General features: G+C 59.3%; 21 protein-coding genes. 5 read left to right on the top strand and 16 right to left on the bottom strand.

Features of this window, described 5'->3' with window-relative positions; all coding sequences use genetic code 11:
* Nucleotides 1-79: 79 nt before the first annotated feature.
* From ACUUL3_RS02820 to ACUUL3_RS02805, 4 genes are read right to left on the bottom strand one after another with little or no spacing between them, the layout of a single operon-like run.
* Complete coding sequence (locus ACUUL3_RS02820) at nt 80-1,783, bottom strand: nickel-dependent hydrogenase large subunit (RefSeq protein WP_448554378.1); 1,704 nt, start codon at nt 1,781-1,783, stop codon at nt 80-82.
* Between the two features lie 25 nt (nt 1,784-1,808).
* Nucleotides 1,809-2,954: a Ni/Fe-hydrogenase cytochrome b subunit gene (hybB, locus tag ACUUL3_RS02815; RefSeq protein WP_448554376.1), complete on the bottom strand. Its 1,146-nt coding sequence runs from the start codon at nt 2,952-2,954 to the stop codon at nt 1,809-1,811.
* Nucleotides 2,955-2,992: 38 nt separating this feature from the next.
* A complete protein-coding gene (gene hybA, locus ACUUL3_RS02810; RefSeq protein ID WP_448554374.1) occupies nt 2,993-3,940 on the bottom strand; it encodes a hydrogenase 2 operon protein HybA in 948 nt (315 codons plus the stop codon).
* Nucleotides 3,941-3,943: 3 nt separating this feature from the next.
* Entirely contained in the window at nt 3,944-5,068 is a 1,125-nt protein-coding gene (locus tag ACUUL3_RS02805) for a hydrogenase small subunit (protein ID WP_448554372.1), read from the bottom strand.
* Between the two features lie 253 nt (nt 5,069-5,321).
* On the opposite strand from ACUUL3_RS02805, the gene ACUUL3_RS02800 reads away from it, so the two are divergent.
* The 3 genes from ACUUL3_RS02800 to ACUUL3_RS02790 all read left to right on the top strand — a co-directional run bounded on the left by ACUUL3_RS02800 (nt 5,322) and on the right by ACUUL3_RS02790 (nt 8,202).
* On the top strand, nt 5,322-6,461 hold the full coding sequence (locus ACUUL3_RS02800; protein WP_448554370.1) for a spore photoproduct lyase family protein: 1,140 nt from the start codon (nt 5,322-5,324) through the stop codon (nt 6,459-6,461).
* Nucleotides 6,462-6,753: 292 nt separating this feature from the next.
* A complete protein-coding gene (locus tag ACUUL3_RS02795; protein WP_448554368.1) occupies nt 6,754-7,161 on the top strand; it encodes a single-stranded DNA-binding protein in 408 nt (135 codons plus the stop codon).
* A gap of 96 nt (nt 7,162-7,257) precedes the next feature.
* Nucleotides 7,258-8,202, top strand: coding sequence for a DnaJ C-terminal domain-containing protein (locus ACUUL3_RS02790; protein ID WP_448554367.1), 945 nt, complete (start codon nt 7,258-7,260; stop codon nt 8,200-8,202).
* A gap of 37 nt (nt 8,203-8,239) precedes the next feature.
* On the opposite strand, the gene ACUUL3_RS02785 is transcribed toward ACUUL3_RS02790, so the two are convergent.
* The 12 genes from ACUUL3_RS02785 to ACUUL3_RS02730 form a co-directional block, all read right to left on the bottom strand.
* Nucleotides 8,240-9,715, bottom strand: coding sequence for a hypothetical protein (locus tag ACUUL3_RS02785; RefSeq protein WP_448554365.1), 1,476 nt, complete (start codon nt 9,713-9,715; stop codon nt 8,240-8,242).
* Entirely contained in the window at nt 9,712-10,635 is a 924-nt protein-coding gene (locus tag ACUUL3_RS02780) for a tetratricopeptide repeat protein (protein ID WP_448554363.1), read from the bottom strand. Before ACUUL3_RS02780 ends, ACUUL3_RS02785 begins: the two co-directional genes overlap by 4 nt.
* 57 nt (nt 10,636-10,692) lie before the next feature.
* Entirely contained in the window at nt 10,693-11,676 is a 984-nt protein-coding gene (locus tag ACUUL3_RS02775) for a hypothetical protein (protein ID WP_448554361.1), read from the bottom strand.
* Nucleotides 11,677-11,733: 57 nt separating this feature from the next.
* On the bottom strand, nt 11,734-12,705 hold the full coding sequence (locus ACUUL3_RS02770) for a tetratricopeptide repeat protein (protein WP_448554359.1): 972 nt from the start codon (nt 12,703-12,705) through the stop codon (nt 11,734-11,736).
* Between the two features lie 70 nt (nt 12,706-12,775).
* Nucleotides 12,776-13,990 (bottom strand): PDZ domain-containing protein, encoded by a 1,215-nt coding sequence (locus tag ACUUL3_RS02765; protein WP_448554357.1) that lies wholly within the window; start codon nt 13,988-13,990, stop codon nt 12,776-12,778.
* A gap of 210 nt (nt 13,991-14,200) precedes the next feature.
* Nucleotides 14,201-14,914 carry a hypothetical protein gene (locus ACUUL3_RS02760; protein ID WP_448554355.1) on the bottom strand — a complete coding sequence of 238 codons (714 nt, stop codon included), beginning with the start codon at nt 14,912-14,914 and terminating at the stop codon, nt 14,201-14,203.
* A gap of 43 nt (nt 14,915-14,957) precedes the next feature.
* Nucleotides 14,958-15,848, bottom strand: coding sequence for a phosphoribosylaminoimidazolesuccinocarboxamide synthase (locus ACUUL3_RS02755; protein ID WP_448554354.1), 891 nt, complete (start codon nt 15,846-15,848; stop codon nt 14,958-14,960).
* A 58-nt stretch (nt 15,849-15,906) separates the two neighbouring features.
* Complete coding sequence (locus tag ACUUL3_RS02750) at nt 15,907-16,758, bottom strand: carbohydrate kinase family protein (protein ID WP_448554352.1); 852 nt, start codon at nt 16,756-16,758, stop codon at nt 15,907-15,909.
* Nucleotides 16,759-16,799: 41 nt separating this feature from the next.
* Nucleotides 16,800-19,193, bottom strand: coding sequence for a sucrose synthase (locus ACUUL3_RS02745; RefSeq protein ID WP_448554350.1), 2,394 nt, complete (start codon nt 19,191-19,193; stop codon nt 16,800-16,802).
* Between the two features lie 10 nt (nt 19,194-19,203).
* Nucleotides 19,204-21,381 (bottom strand): HAD-IIB family hydrolase, encoded by a 2,178-nt coding sequence (locus ACUUL3_RS02740; RefSeq protein WP_448554348.1) that lies wholly within the window; start codon nt 21,379-21,381, stop codon nt 19,204-19,206.
* A 118-nt stretch (nt 21,382-21,499) separates the two neighbouring features.
* The gene (gene mutL / locus ACUUL3_RS02735) at nt 21,500-23,431 is read right to left on the bottom strand and encodes a DNA mismatch repair endonuclease MutL (RefSeq protein WP_448554346.1); all 1,932 of its coding nucleotides are present in this window, start codon (nt 23,429-23,431) and stop codon (nt 21,500-21,502) included.
* 3 nt (nt 23,432-23,434) lie between these two features.
* Nucleotides 23,435-24,808, bottom strand: coding sequence for a M23 family metallopeptidase (locus ACUUL3_RS02730; protein WP_448554345.1), 1,374 nt, complete (start codon nt 24,806-24,808; stop codon nt 23,435-23,437).
* A gap of 246 nt (nt 24,809-25,054) precedes the next feature.
* Between ACUUL3_RS02730 and ACUUL3_RS02725 the strand changes: the two genes are divergently transcribed.
* Nucleotides 25,055-26,098: an NAD(P)/FAD-dependent oxidoreductase gene (locus ACUUL3_RS02725; protein ID WP_448554343.1), complete on the top strand. Its 1,044-nt coding sequence runs from the start codon at nt 25,055-25,057 to the stop codon at nt 26,096-26,098.
* Nucleotides 26,095-26,367 (top strand): hypothetical protein, encoded by a 273-nt coding sequence (locus tag ACUUL3_RS02720; protein WP_448554341.1) that lies wholly within the window; start codon nt 26,095-26,097, stop codon nt 26,365-26,367. The genes ACUUL3_RS02725 and ACUUL3_RS02720 overlap by 4 nt, the downstream gene beginning before the upstream one ends.
* Nucleotides 26,368-26,373 lie beyond the last annotated feature (6 nt).

Raw genomic sequence — 26,373 nt, 5'->3', positions numbered from 1 at the left:
ATCAGCAGCTTGCCGTAACCATTGCCATCGCAACCCTTCCCGCTCAAAAACGTGCCCCGCAACCTTTTTTGCGAAACCGTCAAACTTGCGTCCTCACCTTGACGATCTCCCTGCTTTCCGGATCCAGGAGATGGATGGCGCAAGCCAGACAGGGGTCAAAAGAATGCACGGTGCGCAAAACCTCCAGGGGTTTTTCCGGGTCAGCGACCGGGTTGCCGACCAGCGACGCCTCATAGGGGCCAAGGGCGTCGTCACTGTTCCGCGGCCCGGCGTTCCAGGTGGAAGGAACCACGCACTGGTAATTCCTGATCTTGCCGTCGCTGATGACGATCCAGTGGGAAAGAACCCCGCGCGGCGCCTCGTGGAACCCTACCCCTCGCTGCTCCCCCTTGGGAAAGATCGGCTGGTTGAAAGTGGCGTAGTCGCCCTTGGCGATATTGTCGACCAGAGCCTGCCACTGGCCGACCAGGGCGTCATGGAGCACGGCGCAGCGCACCGCCCGCGCCGCATGCCGACCAATGGTGGAGTGCAGGGCCGGGATGCCTACCTTGCTGCCGGCCAGGCTGCTTACGGTGGCCAGCAGCTTGTCGGTGTATGCCTTGGTCGGTCCATGGCCTGCCGCATACATGGCCAACACATTGGCCAAGGGGCCGACCTGGGCCGGCTTGCCGTTATAGGTCGGCGATTTAACCCAGGAATATTTGCCGTCATCCTGGAATTCGGTATGATGGGGCACGGTTTCTTCCTCCCAGGGATGCCGATCCCAATCCCCTTTATACCAGGAATGCTTGATTCCCTCCTTCACGCCCTGCCGGAAACCTTCGTCGGCAAAGCTCTTGATGGGCTTGAAGGATCCCACATCCCCGTCGGCGAGATAGCCTCCGGGCAAGGCGAAGACGGTGCCCTTTGTGTCGAGGGGCAGGTCGGGAACGGAGAGATAATTTTTCACCCCGGCGCCGTAAGCGGTCCAGTCGGCGTAAAAGGCGCCGACCGCGGCAACGTCGACCATGTAGACGTTCTTCACAAAATCTCCGATCTCGTCGATCAGGGTTTTGATGTAAAGAAGCCGCTCCAGGGTGAGAGTGGACTGGCTGTCGGGATTGATGGGGTTGGCAACCCCGCCCACGGCCAGATTCTGGATGTGCGGCGTTTTGCTGCCCAGAATGGCGACCACCTTGTTGATCCGCCGCTGATAATCCAGGGCCTGGAAATAATGGTTCACGGCCAGGAGGTTCACCTCCGGGGAAAGCTTCATGGCCGGATGCCCCCAGTAGCCGCTGGCAAACACCCCAAGCTGGCCGCTGCCGACAAATCCCCGCAGTTTTTCCTGCACCGCCTTGAGTTCCTGCTCGCTGTTCCGCGGCCAGGGAGAGAGACTCTGCCCCAGTGTCGCGGCCGCCTTGGGATTTCCCTTCAGCGCCGAGACGATGTCCACCCAGTCCAGAGCGGAAAGATGATAGAAATGGACGATATGGTCAAAAATCCCATGGGCGGCGATGATCATATTGCGGATGTATTGAGCGTTCAAGGGTACCTCAAGCCCCAGGGCGTTCTCCACGGCCCGCACCGAAGTGATGGCATGCACGGTGGTGCATACCCCGCAGATCCGCTGGGTGTAAAGCCAGGCATCCCGGGGATCCCTGCCCTGGAGAATCAATTCGATCCCGCGCCACATCTGGCCGGAAGACCAGGCATTGGTCACCTTGCCGTTATCAACCTCACAATCAATGCGGAGATGACCCTCAATTCTGGTGATGGGGTCAACAACGATTCGCTTGGCCATGGGAAATCTCCTTCAGATAAAAAAATTACGCTTCCTTAAGCTGATTAAGCTTGGGCAGCACCGGCAATTTTTTAACAAACCACAGATAGGCCACGACCTCAGCCGCGACAATGCCGAAGGTGATGAACAGCTCGGGAACCGAGGGAAAGTACCGCCAACCGGTTCCGGGATCAAAGCCGATGATATACGTATTGAAACGGTAGAGACTGCCCCCGAGCAGAAGGGCCAAAGAGGCAAAAAAAAGCAGGCGCGGACTTTTCCGGTTGTTGGGATAGGCCAGGATCAGGAGGGCGGCCAAAAGAAGCGCGTTTTCCAGGAGAAACATGTTTGCCTTGAGACCGCCCTTAAAGGCCATGGGCAGAAAGCCGCGCAGGTTCACATCCTCGATGCGGACCAGGAAATAAAGTCCCAGCAGCCAGGGAACGATGGCGGAAATCTTGCTGAGCAGGTGCATTTCCAGCGGTCGGTTGAACACCACCGCGGAAAGGAGCGATTCGAAGATGACCGCGGCATAACCGATCACCACCGCGGTGATCAAAAAAAGCAGCGGCAGGAAGGGCGTCCACCACAGAGGGGAGAGCTTATGCCCGGCCATGAGCATCATGGTCCCCAGGGAGGACTGGTGCATGGTGGGCAGCAACACGCCCAAAGCGATGAAGATGAAGATGATCCGGTTCAGCCTGGCCTTGAGCTTCTCGGCCTTGAATTTTTCGAGGAAGGCGGGAGCGAATTCCAGCCAGAGAACCAGGATATAGGTCCCGATGCAGAGAGCGACCTCGAACATGACCGAATGCAGATTGCTGAACCAGGGGAGAAAGATGTTGTACGCCTGCCAGTACCTGCCGATGTCGAAGATGACCGAAACACCGGCCAGGGTATAGCCGAACATGCTGGTCATCAGGGCCGGCCTCACCAGGGGCGAATATTCCCCGCGGTTGAAAATATAGACGATGAGGGCAATGGAATAGCCTGCGCAGGCGAGGGCCGTGCCCACCACCACGTCGTAGGCGATCCAGATCCCCCAGGGATAGCCGTCGTTCATGTTGGAAACCGCGCCGATTCCGTAAATGAATCGCTTGCCGACAAAGAAAAGACCGATCAGGGCGATGAGAGACCAGAACAGAAACGGCTTGGTCAGTACTTTTGTCCCCAACGCTTCTTTTTCCTGCATAAGTGCACTCCTTGCGGAGAAAACGGGCGGCCTGACGGCTATCCCTTCTTCTCCTGCCGGTTCTTGATGATATAGATCAATCCGCCCAGCACCACGATGGGGTAAACCATTCCCTTATAAATGGCATACTGAATGCCGTCGGCCAGGGCCACATAGGAATCCTCCGGCAGATCCGGCAGACCGAGTCTGTCGAAGGAAACGCCGGCAAGGTAGAGAACCTGGGTGCCGCCCAGTTCCCGTTCGCCATAGACGTGCCGCACATAGCCGCCGGCCCGATGTTCCTGCATCTCGCCGGAATCAAGAGAGGCGACCGGAAAATCATAGTATTCGCCCGGCTTCATCAACAGGCGCCGCGCAGCCTCTTCCCTGAGTTTCTGGACCGGACCGAAGAGGGAAGCGCCGGTGGGACAGGATGCGCAACAGGCGGAAATCCCCCCCTTGGCCAGGAGATGAGAGCAGAGCTGACACTTGACGATCTGCGGGAAGGGAGAGTCCCACTCAAATTTGGGGATATTGTAGGGACAGGCGATTTGGCAGTAACGGCAGCCGATGCAGGCGTCCTTGTTATAGGTCACCACCCCGTTACCCGGATCCTTGACCAGGGCGGAAGCGGGGCAGGCGGAAACACAGGCCGGATCAATGCAGTGCATGCAGTGTCTTTTGATAAAGGCAAAGCCGTCTGCCGAGTCCTTGCCCCCTTCGAAGCCGTACCGCTTGATGACATTGAGGGTTTGCGCGGAAAGATCAAGGGGGTTGTCCCAGAGCGCTTCAGGCCCTTCGGCTTCCACCGGCATGTTGTTCGCCTGCTTGCAGGCATGCACGCAGACCTTGCAGCCGATGCAGAGGGTGGAATCGTAAAGAATCCCCAAGGCGCCCGGCGGCAGTTCCTTGCGGACGCTTTTCGCCGCCGCTGCGCCCGGATTCGCGGCACAGAGAAGGCCGCCGGCCACGGCTCCTTTCAAAAAATCCCTGCGTTTGAGCTTCATGGCCTATTCCCCCTCCGAGGAAGTCCCGGAACCATCCTTGCCAAGATTTTTGGCCACCACCGCGGCCGCCCCTATTGCCGCGCCGGTGGCTGCGGCCACCAGGGCCACGGCCCCGGTTGAAGCTCCTTCCCCGCGGTCGCAGACAATCGGCGGGTAACCGGCGCCGGGAGTGATGTACTTGAGATCGGCCTGCGCATGCAGGGGCATGTGGAAACCCACCCCCTCCTCGGTGCAGCCGAAGCAGGGATGACCGGTCCCCACCGGCCAGGCGCCGGAACCCACCTCGTTGAAGAGGATGGCGGGGCAGTTGGCAAAGGTCATTGGCCCCTTGCAGCCCAGTTTATAGAGACAATACCCCTTCCGGTGCCCCTCGTCGCCAAAGCTGACGGCAAAGCGGCCGGCATCGAAATGGGGCCTGCGCTCGCAATTTTCATGAATGAGCCGGCCGTAGGCGAACTTCGGCCTGCCTTTTTCGTCCAGGGCCGGCAGCTTGCCGAAGGTGAGAAAATGAATGACCGTGGAAAGAAAGTTGTAGGCATTGGGCGGGCAGCCCGGGATGGTCACCACCGTGGTGCCCTTCAGGAACTCCGGAGCGCCCACGGCGCCGGTGGGATTGGGTGCCGCCGCCGCCACCCCGCCCCAGGAAGCGCAGGAACCGATGGCCACCACCGCGGCCGCCTTTGCCGCGGCCTCATGCACGATTTCCGAAAACGGCTTGCCGCCGATCATGCAGTATACGCCGCCGTCCTTGACCGGGATAGCCCCCTCGACGACGAGAATAAACTTGCCGGTGTTCTTCTCCATGGAGGCCCGCAGGGCCGATTCCGCCTGATGCCCGGCGCCGGCGTTCAGGGTTTCGTTGTAGTCAAGGGAGATCAGATCGAGGATGAGATGTTCAAGGGACGGGTGGGAGGGGCGGAGAAGGGATTCCGTACAGCCCGTGCAGGCCTGACCGGAAAGCCAGATCACTGGCGGCCGTTGCGGAGCGGTGACCGCCGCGGCGATTTTCGGCGCCATTTCCAGGGGGAGTCCCATTGCCGCCGCCATGACCGAACAGAACTTCATGAAATCGCGTCGCGAGATGTTGTTCAGCCGCCCCTTGATCCTGGCAAAATCATGCTCTTTCATTGTTCGCCTCTCTTGCTTTTCCGGCTGCGCGCCCTGCCCCTTAAAAAAATCGCAACCAATACCAGTTATGCATTATTACCCCATTGAAAACGGGTGAAAGTCAAGCGAAATGCTGCTAGGTACTAATACCTATTTCGATGATAGTAAAACCCCATTCCCCAGGTCAAGAACTTTTCCATTGGCGGCCCCGATTCTTTACAGTATGGTGCACTCTCTCCCTGTTCAACATAAAGAGTCTACTCCCGAACATACCATGCTTCAACCTCCCCGGCCTGATCCGGCAGCGATCATTCAACACATCCTTATCGAAGACGGCTGCCAGGATCTGCCGCTCACGCAAGACATCCTGACGAAACTTCCCGGCCGAAGCGTGGAAATCCTCCCGGAACGCGCCGCGCCGACCTTTGCCGGCTCCCAGGCCGGACCCCTTGGTCTGCACACGGGGAAAAAATACCTGCTGCTCTGCAAGAACCGAGGCCGTTTCCTCAAGCCCTGCCCGGCAACCAGGGAATACCGCTGCTGCGGTTACCATGTGCTCAATGTGGGCATGAACTGCCCCATGGATTGTGTCTACTGCATCCTGCAGGCATACCTCAACAACCCCTGGCTCTCCTTCTTTGTCAATACGGACGATCTTCTCGCGGAGCTCTCTGCCGTACTTGCCGAAGACCCTCAAAAATTCTGGCGCATCGGGACCGGCGAATTCACGGACAGCATGGCCCTTGACCGCGTCACCGGCCTGAGTAAAATCCTCATCGAGTTCTTCAAGGATAAGAAGAATGCGGTCCTCGAACTCAAATCCAAGGCGGTTGTCCTCGATCATCTGACAGAAAGCGAGCACCGCGGCCGTACCATCATGGCCTGGTCGCTGAACAGCCCCCCCATCATGGCCCGCGAAGAGAAACGCACCGCCACGCTTTCGGATCGTCTCGAAGCGGCGGCCCGATGCGCCGCATTGGGTTACCGGCTCGCCTTTCACTTTGACCCGATCATCTATCATCCGGGCTGGCGGGAAGGCTACCGGGAAACCATCGACAAGCTTTTTTCCGCCGTGCCGGCGGAAAAAATTGTCTGGATCAGCATGGGCGCGCTGAGATTTCTGCCGCCCCTTAAAACCATCGCCACGGCCCGTTTTCCCAAGTCGCGCTTCTTTCATGAGGAATTCGTCCTGGGGCTCGACAACAAGTTCCGCTACTTCCGCACCCTGCGCACCGAGATGTACCAGCACCTCGCCGGGCTGCTCAGGCCCAGGCTGGACCCTGACACCTGCCTCTATTTCTGCATGGAAAGCGATGAAATCTGGCGGGAGATTTTCGGGTTCACACCGGAAGATCGGGGCGGTCTGGCGAAGATGCTGGAGCGCGCGGCCAAGGCCAAATGCGACCTTGGCTGACATTTTTCAAGGCAAAGGCAACACGCCTGTCTCGCAATATACATTCACCCCTTTTGTGTATTGATTTTTACCGGGGCCGTTCTTACTATGGTGTATCGAAAGTTTATGGACCCGCGATAACCGGCGTACCCGCGGTTATCGCGGTTAGATCAAGGTTTACGGATTCACTGCCCGAACGGGCGATCCCGCCACCGGAAATGTTTGCGCACCGGGCTTGAAAAACAGTCCCCTTCCGGCAAGTTCGGTCACTGCTTCCTTTTACAAATCTGGCAAGGACTATTAAGGAGAAAAAATGGTCAACAAAGTTATCCTCATTGGCAACCTGGGAAAAGATCCGGAAGTACGTTACTCCCAGACAGGCACTGCCATCGCAAGCTTCAGTGTGGCCACCACGGAAACCTGGAAAAAACAGGATGGCTCCAAGGAGGAGTTGACCGAATGGCACAGGATCGTCGCTTTCGGCCGTCTTGGCGAGATCTGCGGTGAATACCTTTCCAAGGGCTCCAAGGTCTTTATCGAAGGCAGGCTGCAGACCCGCAAGTGGGACGACAAGGACGGCAACACCCGCTACACCACGGAAATCGTCGCAAGAGAGATGAAGATGCTGAGTCCAAGGGGGAGCGGCGAAGGCGGCGGCAGCCAGCAGTATGACGAACCGCCTTTCCCGGAGCCGGTCATGGGAGATGACGTTCCGTTCTGAGCAACGCGGCCATGTTGAAAATCAGCAACAGTAACGGACTTTGCCGGATCGCAGGCCTTTTGATAACCGACCGCCGCCAACACAGGTAGATCAGGTATGGACTATTACAAACTGCTCGGAGTAGAAAAAAACGCCCCGCCGGAGGAAATCAAAAAAGCCTACCGCAAACTCGCCATCAAGTACCACCCGGACAAAAACAAGGGTGACAAAAACGCGGAGGAGATGTTCAAAAAGATCAGCGAGGCATATGCCGTGCTTTCCGACAAGGAAAAACGGCAGCAGTACGACACGTTCGGCTCCACCGGCTTCCAGCAGCGCTACTCCCAGGAGGACATCTTCAGAAACGTCGACCTGGGCGATATCCTGCGGGAGTTCGGGATCAACTTCGGCGGCGGCCGCACCACCTTCCGGACCTCGGGCATGGGCGGCAACGTTTTTGAGGAAATGTTCCGCCAACCCGGCGGCGGCAGCCAGCACTTTCAGGGTTTTCAGGACTTCCGCCAGCAGCCGCAGCAGATGAAGGGCAATGATCTGACTCTGGAACTGCCCATCACCCTGGAAGAGGTCCTGCACGGCACCGAGAAGACCATCTCCCTCGGGCGTGGCTCCACGGCGGAAAAGGTTTCGGTCAGGGTTCCGGCCGGCATCGAGGCCGGCAAGAAGCTGCGGGTGGCAGGCAAAGGCTCGCCCTCACCCATGGGAGGAATGCCCGGCGACCTCTACCTGCTGATCAGGGTCGAGCCGCATCCCGCCTTTACCAGGGAAGAAGCCAACCTGCTTCTGGAACTGCCCGTTCCCTACAGCGCCGCTGCCTTGGGCGCTGAGATCGAGGTACCCACCCTGGATGGCAAATACCTGAAGGTCAAGGTTCCGGCCGGCTGCCAGCCCCAGGCGAAGCTGCGCCTCCGCGGCCAGGGCTTGCCAAGCAGACCCGGCGGCCCCAGGGGCGATCTCTTTGTGAGGGTGCTGGTCGCGGTGCCGAAACATCTTTCCGGCGAACAGGAAGATCTGATCCGGGAACTGAAGAAAAACGGCTTGTAAGTGTAAGTGGAGGAGTAAGCAGACCTGCCCGCAAGATCTAAGGGCATTCCCGTAAGGCAAGGGACGTGTCGTCGATGTTTTCCTGAATGGCCCTCGCCGCCCCCAGCACCCTGCCGTTTATCTCATTGGCCTCGGTCATGCGCTTGAAGCTCAGGAACCAATCCAGCCCGTTGTAGGATTGGTTGATCGCAAGCTCGACCCCTGCGATGATGGGCACCTTTTTTGCCACCCACTTGCCGAAAACGGCATTTGAGGCGGCTATTTTTGAAATATCGAGCAGGGCTTTCAGCTCCGGGGATTCTGTTTCGAAATATTTTTGCAGTTCCGGATCGTCGAGCAGGGCGTGGATTTCCTGGTTTGAAGAGGTCAACTGCGCCATCAGGCCGGACATTCCATCCTTGATGAAGGTTTGCCAGTCGAGGATGTTGCTGGTGAGTTCGGAGATTTTGCCTGCGGAAGAGAGCATTTTTAACCGTTGTATCTTGGCCTCCACTGCGGCGATATCCACCCCATCTTGCGCCATCCGCGCGGCATTCTTGTCGTAAATCCGTTGCAACCGATCCGCCGCTTTCCCTCGATTGGCAACACCTTCCAGCAATTGTCCGGTGAAATATTCAATGCCGTCCTTGGCCGCATTGAGCAAGGCGTTGCGGTTGGCGTCTTCCCAGGTGGTGAGCTGCTCCTGCGCCAGATTGATGGTGTTGTGGAACTTTTCCCTCTGGGTGAGGAACCCCTGCAATTTCCGAGTCAGCTTGGCGCAATCCGGAGCTTTGGTTATGGGCTTGCCGTCAGCCTTCCCATCCCGCGGCTTCGCGGTTGGCGCAGGGGGCTCGCCATCATCTTTTAAATTCTTGGCCACATAGGCGGTGGCGTTTCGCAAATCGACAACCCTGGGGTCGTTCTCCGGGTTGACCAGCAACTGAATGTCCTTGAGCGGCATGGTGTCGCCGAAGAAGGGGGTGGGCGGTTTCGGCTCGGCTGCGGTGTCAAAGGGTTTCCGGGCATTGGCGGCAAGGGATTCCGCGTCATCGTCCAGGGTTTTAAAGGCAAGGGAAGCATCCGATAAACTTTTGAAGGCCACGCCCTGGGAGCCATCCAGTTGTTTGAACGACTGCATCATCTTGTTGTGTTCGGCCTGGAAGGCGGCCTCCTGGGCGCGCTGGAACGCGGCTGCCTGCTGGGCGGCCAGGGCGGCGGCCTTTTGCTGGGCGGCCAGGGCTTCCTGCGCATTGTTCGAGCTGGTGGGCGGGGCGAACATGGAGGTCAGCAATCCCTGGAAGATGGTGCCCACGACCATGGCGTTGATGTCCCCGGAGGTAACGCCATGCTTCTTGGTTTTGTGTCCCCCCGAAGGTTCGTCGCAAACGATCTGCCCGTTCACGCAGTTGCAGGGGATGCCCTGCAACGCATACGCCTTGGCCGATCCTTCGCAATCAAGGGCCGGCCCAGCCAAAGCCGGCAGGGGCAAGAGCACGAAGCAGAAAATCAGGAGATGCTCAAAAAAACGTTTCACTTGTTATGTCCTTGCTCCGAATCCTGCCCCGTCCTACCTGTGTCGTCCACCATGGCTTCCCACTCATAGATCTTATCCTGGGCGCTGCGGGCGTCCTTGGCGTCAGGGGCCAGCAACAGATATTTTTCCATGTATCCGATGGCGGACTTGAAGCGATTTTCCTGGGCAGAGAGCAGGGCCAGATTGAAGTAAGCCTCCGGATACGAGACGGGGTCAAGCTCAATGGCTTTATTGTATCGGCCAATGGCTCCGGCATAATCTTTCTTCTGGGTAAAGGCATTGGCCTGCACGATAAATTTTCTCTGCGCCTCGGATACCTGCGGCTTTATTTTGGAAGCGCGGTATTGAGCGGCTTTTTCTTTAAAAACCTCCAATTCCCCGGAATTATACCTCTCAATATCTTTCTGTATGAAATACAGGTCGTCAGCTATTTTTTGCGCAGTGCCTTTAGGCGCTCTTAAATGGACATGGTGAGATAATTCAACAATATATCCTTGTCTGACCAGTATTGCGACATCCCCGGAAAGCTCTTTATAGTATAACGAAAATAAAGGGAAATCTATTCGATCATCAAAAACATCAATGGTGCCGCCTTCATCTTTGTATATGTTGTAACAATCATCCGTGTAAAGAATGTTGTTTATCCTCATGCGAGGATATTTTCCATATAGTTCGCGCAGAACGCCTTCCCCGGGCAATTTAAAATTGGACCTATAATAGAAAATCACGTCCACTTCTTTCATAAGGATTGCCAGGTCTTGTCTTGCCTCTTCGATGGTCGTTATGCCGGCTGGCGATTTGGGATAATAAACTTCAGGTTCAGGTTCAGGTTTTGCGGCAGGCGCGGCAACGCATCCTCCCGATATGGCGATAAGAAGGGCAAGAAGCACAGAAACCAAAAACCGCCTGATTGTGTCCATTACGTTATATCTCCTTAATAAGATGGGTTCCTATCAAGCAATCCGTATATGTCGCCATCATTTTTTGGGGGCCATCAATTCCCACTCGTAGATCTTGTCCTGGGCGCTGCGGGCGTCCTTGGCGTCCGGCACAAGCTGCAGATACTGTTTCATATAAGCAATGGCCGGCTGGAACCGCTGCATCTGGGCCGCGAGCAGGGCCAGGTTGAAGTACGCCTCCGGGTAGGAAACCGGATCGACGTCGATAACCTTGCCGTAGAGGTCGATGGCCCCAGCATAATCCTTCTGTTCGTTCAACGCATTGGCCTGGACGATGTATTTCCGCTGCTCCTCGGAGAGCGGCGGCTTCACCTTCAGCCCGCGATATTGCGCCGCCTTGGCTTCAAAGAGGGCGAGTCGCTCGTCACGCTGCTTCTGCAACGCCTGCTGGATCACAAAGAGGTCGTCGGCAAACCGCTGCGCATCGGGCAGTTCGGCAAAGTGAAACGACATCACCCCCGGGAACTCGATCCGATAGGGGGTAACCCAATTCGTCATCCCTCCCAGGCTCCCCTCAAGGATTTGAAAGCCAAGGGCGGGCTGCTGGGCAACGGTTTTCGTTACACCAATGGAAGCGCCCAACAGATCGGTATAGAAAAAGGCGAGGCGCGGGCTCACCTCGATGCTTTCGGCCCGCACCGCAAAACCATCCACCGCCATGAACAGCAAGGTATTGCTGGCATCGTAAAACGCCACGGCGCCGCCCTTTCTGCCGTGCAGAAGGGGCTTCAGGGCGTTTCGCTCGGCATGGGTATTGATCCCCGGTTGACCAAGGTACTTCACACCGGGTTGTTTTCCGCCTTGCAGCAGCTCCGCCAGATCCTTCCTGGCGGCGTCGGGGCTCGCAATACCGGCCGGAAGCTTGGGGGAATACTTGTACCCGACGGGAATGCCGTCTTGTGCCTGGTCGATTTCGGGATTAGCGGCAACGCATCCCGCCACCATGGCCAACAGAAGGATACCGAGGCAAAACCCCGTTTTTTTCTTCGTGGCGAACATCATGCGTCTCCTCCTTTGCGTGACGAGGCATTCCTGGCGTGAAGCGAATCCTTAGTTTTGTCAACGTCCCTTTTTCTGCAGCAGGAATTCCCACTCGTAGATCTTGTCCTGGGCGCTGCGGGCGTCCTTGGCGTCCGGCACAAGCTGCAGATACTGCTTCATGTAGCCGATGGCCGGCTGGAACCGCTGCATCTGGGCCGCAAGCAGGGCCAGGTTGAAGTACGCCTCCGGGTAGGAAACCGGATCGACGTCGATGACCTTGTTGTAGAGGTCGATGGCCCCGGCATACTCCTTCTGCGCGTTCGCCGTATTGGCCTGGACGATGTATTTCCGCTGCTCCTCGGAGACCGGCGGCTTCACCTTCAGCCCGCGATATTGCGCCGCCTTGGCCTGAAAGAGGGCGAGTCGCTGGTCATGCGTCTTCTGCAACGCCTGCTGGATCACAAAGAGGTCGTCGGCGAATCGCTGCGCATCGGGCAGGTCTTCGAAGACAAAGGAGATCAGCCCAGGGAAGTGGATCTTGTAGCGGCGCACGGTCCCCTCAATGCTCTGCCCCACGATATGGCGCCCCACGGCCGGCCATTCCGCGGTCTTTTCCACCACAATGGGTTGGTCCAACAGATCGGCATAGAAAAAGAGGATACGCGGACTTACCTCGATCCGATCCTCCAGGGCGCTACTGCCGGAAAAGGCCATGAACAGGAGTTCGTTCTGGCCATCGTACCAGAAGGTGATGGGGCCATTCTTGCCCTGCACCAACGCCTTCAGGGCTTGCTCATTCGCGGCGTTGTTGATGCCGGGTTGGCCGTAGAATTTGATGCCGGGATTGGTGCTGCCGGCGAGCAGCGCGGCCAGATCCTTCTTGGCCGCCTCAGGGGTCTCGATCCCGGGTCGGGATTTTGGTTGGTAGGTGTAGCCGATCGGAACAACATCCTTGGGCTTGGCTTCACCGTACTCCGTGACACATCCTCCCAACAATGCCACCAGAAAGAGCGAGAGGGCCATTCCCAAGAGAGAGCGCATCCGCACCATCGTTTTTCCTCCTTACCCTTGTTTGCCAGCACCCCCCGACGGTTGACCCACCACGGCCGGGGCCAGAATCCTATTTCCCGGAAGGCAGCTCGACGCGGTGCAGGCTGACAGTGAGGGGCTCCTGGTTGCCCTTGCGCCTCAGTTGCAGGGTAACACGGCTGCCGGGTTCTCCCCGCAGGCGGAATACCGTCTCGCCGGCCGAGAGGGAGCGGACCGCCACGCCGTCGATGGCAAGGATCTCGTCTTCGTCCCGCAACCCCGCCTCGAAGGCCGGTGTTCCCGGCCGCACCTTGATACCCAACCGCCCCTGCCAACCGTACTGCACCGCGGAAAAGCCGCCGTCCCACCAGAAGGTGAGACCGTAAAGCACCACCCCCAGCCCGCCCTTCGGCAGGGGGCCGTAGAAGGTCTCCTCCACCGACCTTTTTGCCCCGGCAGTGACGCCGCCGCAGCTGTCGTCGCCCAGCAGGGAGATCTGCGTGGCCGCGGTATAGCTCGTGCTCTCGTGGCGCAGCACGATCTTGCCCTCACGGTCATTCAGCTCGCCGGTCGCCTCGGCGGTGTCGGGGGGAACCGTGCATTTGTCGGCGCGGACCGCGCCCCGGCTCCAGGTACCGGAGAGCCGGTTGCCCTGCAGAACAAGTTGGTATTCCGCCGGGGTGGTTGCCGTGACCGGTACATTGCCGGCAAAAGAGTAGGTGGAGCGCACTTCCTCCTGGGGCACCGGCCGCTGCTCGGTCTTGAGGGTCAGGCGGTTGCCGTTGGCCGTGAGGCGATAAGAGGCGCCATCCTGACCCACCCAGCCCCCGAGCCGTGCCTGGGCCTTTGCTGCCAACTCCTGCCGGAATTCGAGCTTGACGATCTCGTCGCGCACGCTCTGCGCATCCTTGGCCTGGGGCGCAAGGGCCAGGTAGTGACGGTAGCTCTCCATGGCCTCGCCGTACCGGCCCAACTGGGTCTGGGCCCGGCCCAGGTTGAACCAGGCAATGGCCATTTGCGGGGCGATCTCGGTGGCCATGCGGAACTCGTCTTCGGCCAGGACCAGGTCCTCATTGGATTTGGCTATTTCAATGGCGGCCATGCCGCGCAGCATATGGCGCCGGGCATCTTCCGGCGTACCGGTGGCGCGCTGCCTTGGCGGCGGCACAGGTTGCCCGGCAACCGTTTCCAACGTCGCCCCCGCGGTCTCGGCCTTTGCCGCAACGGACATCGGCGCGGGCGGCGGTACGGCGCAGCCCGCCAAGGCAAGCGTTGCCAGACAGCAAAAGATGAAAAGGCCATGCATACAGGTTCCCTCCGTTTCAAAATCCCAGCGGTGAGGCGACAGGGTATCTGCTTGCGGAAAGCAGACTCCCCCTGCGATCCGAATTTTTCAGGATCGTCCCGCCCTTGCATTCTCTGCCGCAAACCGGCGTACGCCGGAAATATACACCTGGGTAAATTCCCGATCCACCCATTTTATCGACTCGAATCCGTGTTGACCCTACGGGATTGCCTAAATCGCAATGCTGACAAAGATGGTGGACATGCGAAAGAAGTATTTCTGCGGAAGCCCTCCCCGCATGGCGATGTCGTCTTCGATACGGGTGAGGATCCGGGTCATGATCACCTCATAGCCCATATTGATGTAGCCGTCTTCGCCCATGGCATTGGTAAGAAAGAGGAGCTCCCCCTTCTTGTCCTTGCAGGTTTTGAGCCGCCAGTTCACCTGGCTGATGTTGTGGTGCAGCCGCTGCAGCCGCTCAAGCGAGACCTGCAATCCGCTTAACAAAACCTCCTCGTCCCGGACGTTGTAGGCCTCCTTGATGCTCTTCCAGAGACCAAGGGCCAGGAGATAGACCCGATCGGTCTCTTCCGCGTCCACGCTGAAAGCCGCCGCCAGGATTTCATGGGAAAGCCTGGCGGCATAGGCGTATTCGACAGCCGGCCCGCCGTTGAATATGGCCGCAAGTTTGCGGCTCCGTTGCAGCGGATCTTTTTCGTACCTTGGATTTTTCGCGTAGAGGCGGGAGGTGAAATCGTAGAGGGAATCGTGATACTGCCGGACATGATGGCGGATGATGCTCGCGTCGGTGGGGGTAACGAAATCCCGGAGACCTTCCCTGGCCCTGTCCAGGGAAAAACCGCAACCGGCGAGTCCGAACAGCAGGCCGGCCGCGGCAAGATATGTAACGGTTTTGAGCAGGACCAGCGGAACCGCTCTCACCATTCCGACACCTCCCCCGGGAATCTTGCTGCCGCGGTCGCCACCCTCAGATCTTTACTCCGCTTATTTTCTCCAGGGCCTCACGGTAGCGGGAAGCGGTCTTGTCAATGATTTCCCGGGGCAACTTCGGCGGAGGCGGGGTTTTCCCCCAGCTGAGGGAAGAAAGGTAGTCGCGGAGAAACTGCTTGTCAAAACTCGGCTGCCCCGCACCGGGTTTGTACTGATCCACCGGCCAGAAACGGGAGGAATCGGGGGTGAGCACCTCGTCGATCAGGATCAGCTCGCCCTCGTACAGGCCAAGCTCGAATTTGGTATCCGCGATGATGATCCCCTTGCCGCGGGCATAATCCGAAGCCTTGACATAGAGACGTACACAGACGTCCTTGATTTTCGCAGCCAGCTCCTTGCCCACGATCTCCTCCATCCGGGCAAAGGAGATGTTCTCGTCATGCAGGCCCAGCTCCGCCTTGGTGGAGGGAGTGAAGAGCGGCTCGGGAAACTTGTCCGACTCCTGCATGCCGGCGGGCAGCTTAAACCCGCAAACGGTGGTGTCTTTTTTATATGCCGACCAGAAGGAGCCGGAGAGATACCCACGGACAATGCACTCCACTGGCAGCGGCTTTGCCTTCTTCACCAGCAGACTGCGGCCCGCAAGCTGATCGCGGTAAGGCGCGCAGGCGGCTGGATACTCGGCCACATCGGCGGTGATCAGATGATTGGCCACGACATCCTTGAGGTAATCAAACCAGAAGAGGGAAAGTCTGGTGAGAATCTCGCCCTTCTGGGGAATGGGATCATCCATGACCACATCAAAGGCGGAGATGCGGTCCGTGGCCACCATGAGGAGCTTATCCCCCACCTCGTAGAGATCCCGCACCTTGCCGCGATGGATGAGCTTTAGATTTTCAAAATTGGTCTGCTGCACAGGAGTAGACATGACTTCTCTTTCCTTTTAAAAAAATTATCAAAATCAAGGCGTTCGCCGTTTGTTTTTTTTACTTTTCCGGCATGGCCGGCGTGGCCCCGGGCCGGCTGGCCACATAGCCCCCCCGCCTGTTGGCGAGGTCCAGAATCTCCGGCCAGGGCCGCTGTCTGAGGTAGCCATGGATCAGGGCGGCAAAAAAGGCATCGCCGGCCCCCACCGTGTCGATGACCTTTACCGGGGCGGCCTCCGCTTGAAAACAGCCATCCTCGGCAACCACCCAGGCGCCGCCGCTGCCGGCGGTGACCGCAAGCGCTGTCAGATCATACCTTGTCCAAATTTCTTGCGCGATGCTTTTTTTGTCCTGCTTTTTGATTTGCAGCCAGCCTCCCACAATGAAAAGTTCTCTCTCGTTCATCTTGACCAGATCCGCCTCCGCAAGCGAGGCAAGGACCAACTCCGGCGTCGTGAACGGCGGCCGCAGGTTCACGTCGTAAAAGCGAAAAGCCGCCTTCGCGGCCAGGGCCCTGATCACCCCCCTGCTCGGCGCCGCCCGCTGTGCCAGGGTACCGAACACCAGGGAAAAATCCTGGCCGGCCACAAGCCGCAGGGCCGGGGCCAGGGAAAGATTGTCCCAGGCAGCTGGGGCGACGATCTCGAATTGCGGTTCATTGTCCGCGTCCACCGTCACCAGCACCTGGCCGGTGGCAAGATCCGCATCCTCCTGGACTCCGGCCAGGGGGAGATTTAGCCCGGCCAGGGCTTCCCGGGTTTGTCGCCCCAAGGGATCCCTGCCCACCCGGGTGACGATCTCAACCTCCGCCCCCAACGCCTGCAGATGATAGGCGACGTTCATGGGCGCTCCCCCGAGCACCCGCCGATCGGAAAAGAGATCCCAGACAACCTCGCCCACGGAAACGATCATGGTGAACCCCACGGGAATATTCAGCGCGGACGGGCGACGGCTCAACGGATCCGCCGGGCCCGCTCCTTAAAGTACAGATGGTACAGCAGATTACAGTACTGGACCAGGCGCGACTTCGCCTGCTCGGAAATGGAATAGCGCCAGAAGCCGTAAACCTTGGTGAGACGGGTCAGCTGCCGGCAGTGGCGCTCCCAGGTGAAACAGGTTTGGGCCCTCTTCAGGCCGGCCTTGGCGATACCATGCCAATGCTTGGGATTGGCGGCGCAATCATCGAAAAATTCGCTCAGTTTGGCGGTCATTGCCGCCTGGTTGGTCGGATTGATGAGAAATCCCGTTTTTTCATGCTCGATGATCTCAAGCGGCCCGCCGAATTGGGTGGCAAAGACGGGCAGGCCCGTGTGCATGGCTTCGAGGATGGTGAGACCGAAAGCCTCAAACAGGGCGGGCTGCACGAAAACCCCCTGCCGGTCGGCGATGACCCGGTAGGCTTCGCCGGTTTCCTCCTTGCCCAGAAACTTGCCGATCCAGCGTACGCTGCCGCCAAGCTCATGGCGAACGAGCAGTTCATGCATTTTCCGGATCTCCTCCGCCTCCTCCGCATCCTTGGATCGCGCCGGATCAATGACGCTGGCGATGAGGATCAGATTGGCCTGCTCCCTGAGCCGCGGATCATTGCCGTATGCCTCCACCAGGCCGGTGAGATTCTTTATCCTGTCCAGGCGGGCGATGGAAAAGATCGGCGGCAAATCCGGGTTGTGGAGCCGCCCGAGACACTCCTCATCCTCCCTGACGAAGAGCAGCTCCGCGAGTTCCCTGCGCTTTCCGGCATCACGCTGCTTTTTCCGCGTATGGGGGAAAAACACCCCATTGTTCACCCCGGGCGGGATGACATTGAAACGGGGATGGAAGAGGTTGATGCCGTTGGTGACATTCATCAGACCAGGCATGGTGAAGAACTGATAAGACTCGTACTGGCCGATGGTCTGATCGGTGCCGGTGATCTCCTGGCTGGTGCTGGAGATAATGAAATTGGCCAGGTTCATGGAAAGAAGATCAGCCATGAACTGCACGGAAAAGTGGTATTCGTCCTCAAATTTTTCCCAGTAGAGATCGCTGAACAGATACTTGGATTTTTCCAGGGCATGGGCGATATTGCACTGGATGACGCCCATGCTGGTGGAAAGGCGGGTGGCAACCAGGTTGCCGTCGGAATAGTTGCCGACAATGAGATCCGGCCGGCCGCCGAACTCCTGCCGCAATTCCTGTTCCACCTCCGCGGCAAAACCGTCGAGATAGGGCCAGATCCGAAAACGCGAAAGCCAGTGCCTCACCACCTCCCCGCTCTCCTCCCGAAACGGCACCCGGAGAATCCAGACATTCCTGGTCTGCCTGACCTTTTCCAGCCGCCGGCCGGAGGTGGTCCCCTCGCTTTCCGAAATCAGCCGGCTGACAATGAGGATCTTCGGACTCAGGTCCAAACCGGCGTTTTTGAGGTCTTCGATGAGATGCTCTTCCAGGGCCTTGGCCTGATCCAGCACATAGACCACCTGACCGCCGGTATCGGGGCGGCCGAGAACATTTTCCTGCCCGAACCAGCCATGCGGGGAGATGAGGGCGACCTTGGAAACCATGGGGATTCTGGCAAGAAACTCCTCCAGGGTCTCCTCGTCGGGCTGTTCCAGGATGTCCTGTAACAGATTGATGGTCTGCAGAATCCGCTTCGGGTTGTCGCCCCAGCCGTCGAGAAAGCCTGATTCCCGCAATCTTTTCCTGACCAGTTCCATGTCGCCGGGGCATTCGTCACGCTCCAGAAAATCCACCGCCTCCTCCAGGGCCGCCTCCAACTCCTCGGTGTTGCGGATCGCGTTGCCATCCAGCAGGAGCTGGACCCCGTGCAGATGGTGCAGCTTCAGGAATTCATAGAGGGCCTTGTTCCACTTTGCCGGCTGGTTGGCCAGGTTCGAGGACATGTAGCGATTGAGGTGCCTGATCCCGTGCCCGATGGTATGGGGGTCTTTCAGACTGGGTCCGTAATCGTAAAAAGGTGCCAGATTCAACTCCATGGTCCGCTGACTTTTCGGCAGATCCGGCCGGATCAGCCGCTCCTTTTCGGCGAGAAAGTCGGGAATGCTCATCTGGGTCAACTTTTCGCTCCCGTTTTCCATCCGGTAAATCCGACAGCTGGCCTTCCGGTGACGATAGACAAGGGCAAGGGCCCCGGGGAGCCAGAGAATCTCCTGAACCTTGCGCAAAAACCGCCAGGAACCGCGCGGCGTCCTCTCCGGCCCATATTTCTCCGCATGGCCGGCAAAGGCCAAAAGGATGTCGTTGCGCAACAGCATCGAGGTTTCCGGGCGCGGCAGGGCAAAGAGGAATTCCAACAGAAAGGGAAGCTCCTCCTCGTCGATAAAACCGGCAAGATGGTTTTTAGACATCGGTTACACCCTATTCAAGAAAGCGGTAATGGCGGATCCCGTCGATGATTCCGGCGGCATGGGGCAAGTCGCTGAAATAGACGCTTCTGGCATGCCGCAGTTCCTCCAGCCCGCCCGTATAGTTGCCGACCACCAGCCCGCTGGTGTCGCCGCGCAGCATCTCCGCGTCCTTTTCCGAATCTCCGCAGACCATGATATCGGGCAGGGGAATCTCCCACTTGTAGCTGAGATACCGGATCGCCTTGCCCTTGGAAGCCCGGTAGGGAAGGATGTCCAGATACTGCCCCAGGGAAGAGACCAGCTTGTAACGCAGTTTGCCGGCGCGCAGGGCCTGATGCACCAGGCTCAACGTCTCCGGCTCCTCGGCAAGGTCGATATAATAGCTCAGCTTGTAACGCCGCTGCTCCTCTTCATCCTGGCGGTTGAGAAAGGCCAGCGAATCGAGCTTCGCCTTGAGCTCATCGGGACGCCACTTATAGGCGATATGCTGCTGCCAGCCCTTGTCCGGAGAAAAATTGGCCCCGTAATGGATCTCGGTGCCCACCGAACTGATGATGATGTCCGGCAGCGGCACCCCGTGCGCGGTCAGGGTCTTCACCGCCTTCTCCAGGCTGCGGCCGGTGGCCACGCCCCAGCAGATGTTCGCCCGGGACGCGGCGAGCATCTCCATGAGTTCGGCCAGGGCCCCGTCATCCCCCAGCAGGGTATTGTCGATGTCGGTGATCAACAGCCGCTTGGCCGCGGTGAGTCTTTTCCCGAAAGATATTTCCGGCAGGGGCTCGGCCGGGGAGGGCTTGGGCATCAGGGCCAGAACCTTGCGCAGTTCCTTGACGGTTCTGTCGCAGTGGGAGGGCCAGGAGTAGTGGGCCCGTACGCCGTTGATGCCGTTGCGGGAATAATGCTGCCAGAGCTCCTTGTCCACCAGGATTTTCTTGATGGCCGTGGCGATCTCCGCCGTGCTGGTCGGATCGACGAGGATGCCGTTCGCGCAGTTGCCGATGATATCGGCCGGGCCGCCGTCCCTGGTGGCGACAATGGGCAGCCCGCAGGCCGCCGCCTCGATCAGGGTCAGGCCGAAGGGCTCCACCAGGGCCGGATTGACAAAAACGCCGTGGCTGTCGGCACAGAGACGGTACAGCTCCGGCACCTCCACGGAAAAATCATGTTTCTTGGGAATGGCCAGCTTGCCGTAAAGATCATAGCGGTCCATGAGCAACAGCATCTCGGTGAGCACATTGCGCTCGTTTTCCTCCATCTCGGCGATGTCCTTGCGGATGCCGGCGAAAATGGCCAGGTTGGCGATGGCCCGCAGCTCCTTGTCCTCGCCGTAGGCTCGGATAAGGCCGGCGATATTTTTTCGCTGATCCGGGCGGCAGAGGGCCAGGATAAAGGGTTTTTCCGGCGAAACCCAGAAACGGTGCAGCTCGTGGAGAAGAACCACCCTGGCCTGCCGGGTGATCTCATCGCCGAAATCCACATCAAGCTGCGGGGCGTAGTAGGGATAAAAGGTTTCCACCTCGATGCCCGGCGGGTTCACGGTATAGCGGCCGGCCTTGCCGTTCTTGTAAAGGCCGTACTGCTTGTCGATTTCGTGGCGGGTGCTGGTGAAAATCCGCTCCGCTTCCTTGATGAGCCGCTCTTCCACATCGATACGATGGTCGATGCGGTAGCGGCGGACAACCTCCTCCCGGCTCATGCCCTCGCCCAGGAGCTTGTTTTTCTTGTGGGCCCCCATGGAATGACCGGTGAAGATGAAGGGCGCGCCGAAGATGCTGGCCAGCTCACTGGCCACATAGCCGCCGTCGGCGTAATGGCCGTGGAAGATATCGGGGAGGCGGCCCGTGTTTTTGATGAGTTTGAGGGTTTTGTCCACCATCTCGGCGAGATGGGGCCAGAGCAGTTCCTTGCGGATGTATCTGCGGCCGCCGCACTGGATACGGACGATGCGGGCCTTTTCGGAAATGGGTTCGACGGCCCGGCCGTAATCGGCGGAAACCGCCTTGTCCACGATGAGCCGGGTTATCAGGTCGACCTGGGCCACCTCGGGATGGGCGGCCAGGGCCCGGGCGAGCTCAAGCACGTACTTCACCTGGCCGCCGGTATCGGCATCGCGGCCGAGTTCCGGGGCCGTGCCTCTGATCAGACCGTGGACACTGAAAAGCTGGATGTACAAAGGAGAAGCTGTCATATACCCCCCTCGATTACGCTGGAGACAGGACGCGCAGACGCCTCTGCCCTTTTTGGTCCGGTTTTCTTGGGTGACAGGAATTTGTATTGTAACAGAAACGGCGACGCTTGGGGACCCCTCAGCCGCGATAAAACCATTTTTTGAGATCTGCGGCGGAAAAACTCCTGGCCACGGGCCGGCCGTGCGGGCAATGGGAAAAGATCTCTGCCCGCCGCATCTCGGCGAGCAGAGCGGCAACTTCCGTATCGTTCAAGGACTGCCCCGCCTTGATCGCCGCCTTGCAGGCCATGTCGGCGAGCACCTCTTCGGCCCGCACCCCGCCCTGGCCGCGGCCGGCCTCGGCAAAACGGGCAAAAACCCCGGCAATGATCTCATCGACCGGGACGCGGCCAAGCACGGCAGGCACCGCCTTGACCACGTAGCTGTCGCCCCCGAACTCCTCCAGGTCAAGGCCGAGAGCGGCGATTGCTTCGGCATGATTCCGGAGAATCTGCGCCTCTTCCAGGGTGCATTCGATCACCTTGGGAAAAAGAAGGGTCTGGCGGGCAACCTTGCGGGCGGCGAACTGCCTCTTCAACCCCTCGAAGAGCAGACGCTCGTGCGCCGCGTGCTGATCAATGGCAAGCAGGCCATCCTCACTTTCGCAAAGCAGATAGGTGTTGAGCACCTGCCCGAGATAGCGCAGTCCTGCGGCCCGCGAAGGGGAAACCGATTCCGCCGCCGGGATTTCCGCGCCTGGCTGCGGGCCGCCGGCCACATTCCCGGGCGGACGGCTTTCGGAAGCGGCTGCCGGCCCGGCCGTATCCTCAGGCGACATTACGGGCATGGTCGATGGCGAGACCGGCTCCTCCGGGGCCGGAGTGGTGATGACCGCCGGGGGGGGGGCTGGCGGGCAGGCGGCAAAGAGCTGCGCCGGCTCGCCCAGGACCGGAGCAGGCCCGGTCGACTTTTCCGCATAAGGTTCTTTGGCACCGGACTCTTCCCGCCGCGCTTGCGGAGAAACCCGCGGGGCCGGCCCGCGGAAGAGATCCTGCCGCAGCGCCTGCTGATAGGCGGCCATCCCCTCCCGCACCGCGGCGACGATGGCCTGGTGGAGCTCGTTGGGTTTATGGAAGCGAACTTCCTGCTTGGTGGGATGGACATTGACGTCCACGCTCCCGGGAGAGACCTGGAGAAACAGGACGCCGGCCGGCCGCCTCCCCTTCATCAGATAGTGCTGCATGCCCTCGCCCACGGCATGGGTGATCATCCGGTCGTGGATCGCTCTGCCGTTGACAAAAATCCTGAGACTGGCGGCCGCCTCTGTCTCGGGCGGCAACAGGAAACCAGAAATCGCCGGCTCCCGGCCGGATACCTCGCCCGCTTGGAGCATCTCCCCCACCGTGACCAGATCTCCCGCTCCTTTCCGCAGCAGACGCTCGATCCGGCGCCGAGGCGTATCCAACCCCGCGGGCAGCCGAAGCACCTCGCGGCCGTCAACGGTGTAGGCAAACCCGAGGTCGTGGCGGCACAGGGCATAATTCCGCACCACCTCCTCGATATGGGCCAATTCGGTTTTAGCAGTTTTGAGGAATTTTTTCCGGGCCGGAACATTGCCGAAAAGATCGCTCACCTCGACGACGGTCCCCGGGCTGCCGCCCATCTCATGCACCTTGAGGAGACGGCCGTACCGGACATCCACCTGGGTCCCCAGGGGCTCCGCCGCCGGCCGCGAGGTGATGCGCAAGCGGGAAACCGAAGCGATGCTGGGCATCGCCTCCCCGCGAAAGCCCAGGGAACGGATCGCCGAAAGCTCGTCCACGCTGGCGATCTTGCTGGTGGCGTGCCGCTCCAGGGAAAGCAGCACATCGTCCTGATCCATGCCCTGGCCATCGTCAACCACCCGGATCAGGCGGGTGCCGTTGCCCTCCACCTGGATGTCCACCTGACGCGCCCCCGCGTCGATGGCGTTTTCCAGCAGTTCCTTCACCACCGAGGCGGGCCGCTCGATGACTTCACCGGCCGCTATCTGGTTGGCCAGGTTCTCGGGAAGTATTCTGATCCTGGACACGGGTTACAGATAACTCTGCATGTGCAATTGCACCCAGTTCTCATCCCACCAGGCGATGGGGTCGACAAAGACGCCGTTCACCAGGATGCTGAAGTGGAGATGGTCGCCGCCGGCCATGCCGCTCATTCCGGAAAGGCCCAGTTGACCGCCCCGCTCCATCATGCTGCCCACGGTGGCGTCTATCTGGCTGAGGTGCGAGTAGAGGCTGAAGATCCCCTGGCCATGGTCCAGGATCACCATGTTGCCATAGATACCGAGATAATCGGCAAAAACAACCACCCCGCGGTTGGCGGCCTGAACCGGCGCGTGCTGCAGCGAGGCGAGGTCCATGCCCAGATGCACCTGCTCGTCCACCGCCCTGCCTTCGTAAAGATAGGTGCGGCGATCGGCATACCTGGCCCGGGTGCTGCCGGGCCAGCGATCAAAGCGACCTTCCCAGAGCCTCTCCGGCTGGGACTTTGCGCAGATCTCGCTGATTTTGGCGTTGTTCTGCCGGCGGATCTCATTGTTGATTCTGAGGTACTGTTCGATGGGGGTGCCGGCAAGATCAGGGTAATGCACAATGAACTCGGGGAGCTTGGCGGAAAGAAAACCGTCGCTCACGGCAATCTGGTCGGTGGTGATTTTTCTTTGCCTGAGGCGCATGGAAAAGGGGGCTTTATTCTCGTTGCCGGCAAGATCGGTCACCGTCACCATGACTTTTGTCAGCTGCACGGTGTCGAAAGGCAGGCCGATACAGGCGGCATAGACGCCCTCGCCTTTTTTGGGCAGCGGGAAACCAGGGAAAAACAGGTCATTCACCACGACGCCGTGCTTGTCCACCGGCTCGTTCACCCGGTACACCACCACGCCGGCGCTGCCGGCATCGATATACTGGGGGGAATCGGCGACACCCACCGCCGGCGGCCTGGTGTCAAAAACCACCGGCTGGGCAAGAGCGGTTTCGTTGCCATTGAACCAGCCAGAGAAGGAATAATCCCTGACCGTAACAAGCAGGGTCGCCTCCCCGTCCTTAAAACCGAGGTTCTTGCCGGCAACCTCAAAGGCCTCCTCAAGCTTCAGCGGCCCGGCTCCGGAAAGATATCCCTGCCGCGGAAAGGATTTTTCAAAAACCGTGACATTCTTCTCCCCCTGCATCAGCGAAACCCTGACGGAACGCAGACCGCTTTTCGCGTCGCTCACCGCGAGGGAAACCTGCTTTGCAAGACCAAGGCGGGAAACATCGCCGGCAAGATGCACCTGGGGCAGCTCCCGTTCGAAACCGACCCAGCAGAGGCCTCCCAGCGCCGCCAGCAGAACGACAAAGCCCGCAAGAACAAAAAAGGCGGCTTTGCTTTGGGGTATTTCTCTTTTTTTCTCAAGGGGCTCAAGTTCCATAACACCTATCCTCGCACCAGCCCCGCGGGGGGCCTTCGTCATGATTTCAGTTCAACAGGGACCAGCCGACACCAAGCGGGCAGCGCAATGGAGGCAGGAGCGAAGCCTCCCGGGCGTTTCCGCAAACGCCGGCACTATACCATGATTGTCGCAATGATTCCAGGCCTCTTAAAATCTTGACAGGAAAAGCGTTCCTCTATAGTCTGCATCTTATTTCCGCTTCGGCACTTTCACCGTCAGACTGCCATGAAAAACTATCACACCGTCATAGTGGGCGCGGGTCCAGCCGGACTCGCCTGCGCCACCAGCCTGGCCCGGCACGGCAAGGAGGTTCTGGTCCTGGAGCGCAACGCGCGGATAGGCCCGAAGGTCTGCGCCGGCGGTATCCCTTCCGCCACCCTTACCCTGGGTGTCCCCGCTGAAATACTGGAACGCGCCTTCACCTCGCAGCGGATTTTGAGCAACTGGCAAAAAACCACCATCCGTGACGACAAACCGATGGTCTGCACGGTGGACCGTGGCCGCCTCGGGCGCTGGATGGCACAGAAGGCAGCAGCCACAGGGGTCACCATCAAAACAGACACCCCCACCACCGGCATGGATGAAAAAAAAGTGTATACCAGGGCCGGAGAATTCGGCTACGATTTCCTTGTCGGCGCTGACGGCAGCGGCTCCATGGTCCGACGCCGACTGGGGATCGCCACCAGGCGCTGCGGAGTGGGCATTCATTTTCAGATCCCGGGCAACTACCAGGCAATGGAGTGGCATCTGGACACGAAACTGTTCGGCAACGGTTATGCCTGGATCTTTCCCCATCGGGACACCGCTTCCATCGGCGTTTACGACGGAGGCGGAAAAAGCAAACCCGGCGCGCTCCTGAACAGCCTGCGCCGGTGGGCGGCCCGCTTCGACATTTCCCTCCCTTCCCACCAACCCCGGGCCGCCCTGGTCAACTTCGACTACCAGGGCTTTCGCTTCGACAACCGGTTTCTGGTGGGCGATGCGGCCGGACTTGCCTCGGGACTCACCGGCGAGGGCATTTATTCCGCCATTCTCTCCGGGGAAGAGGCGGCCCGCAGCATCCTGGACAAAGACTACGAATGTGCTCCGCTTGCCGAACTCATCGCCAAGCAGCGCCGGCACAGCCGCATCCTCGAACTTGCCTCCGGCAGCCGTTTTGGCGGCAGGTTGATCCTCGAATCTTTGATCCTGGCGCTTCGCGCCGGACTTATCGACTACCATGAACTGGAAATGGGCCTGCACCCGCCGCAGACAAGGACCGCGCCATGAGCCTGGAACAGAGCAAGAAAAAAAATCGCATCTTGAACATCCTCTTCGTCCTGAGCTGTGTCGGCATCCTGATTTTCCTGCTGAAGGCGCCGCCGGAGTCCACCAAAAAAATTCCCCGCGATGACAATCACCTCAAGTTTTACGAAATGGGGAAAAAAGAAGCGGAAAAATATTGCGAATCCTGCCACGTTCCGAAAGGAACCGCACCGCTGCCCGCCGACCACCCTCCCAAATACCGCTGCCTCTTCTGCCACAAGAAACAGCTTTAGCCACCC

The sequence above is a fragment of the Thiovibrio sp. JS02 genome (assembly GCF_053485635.1).
This window is presented reverse-complemented; position numbering and strand designations above follow the sequence as displayed.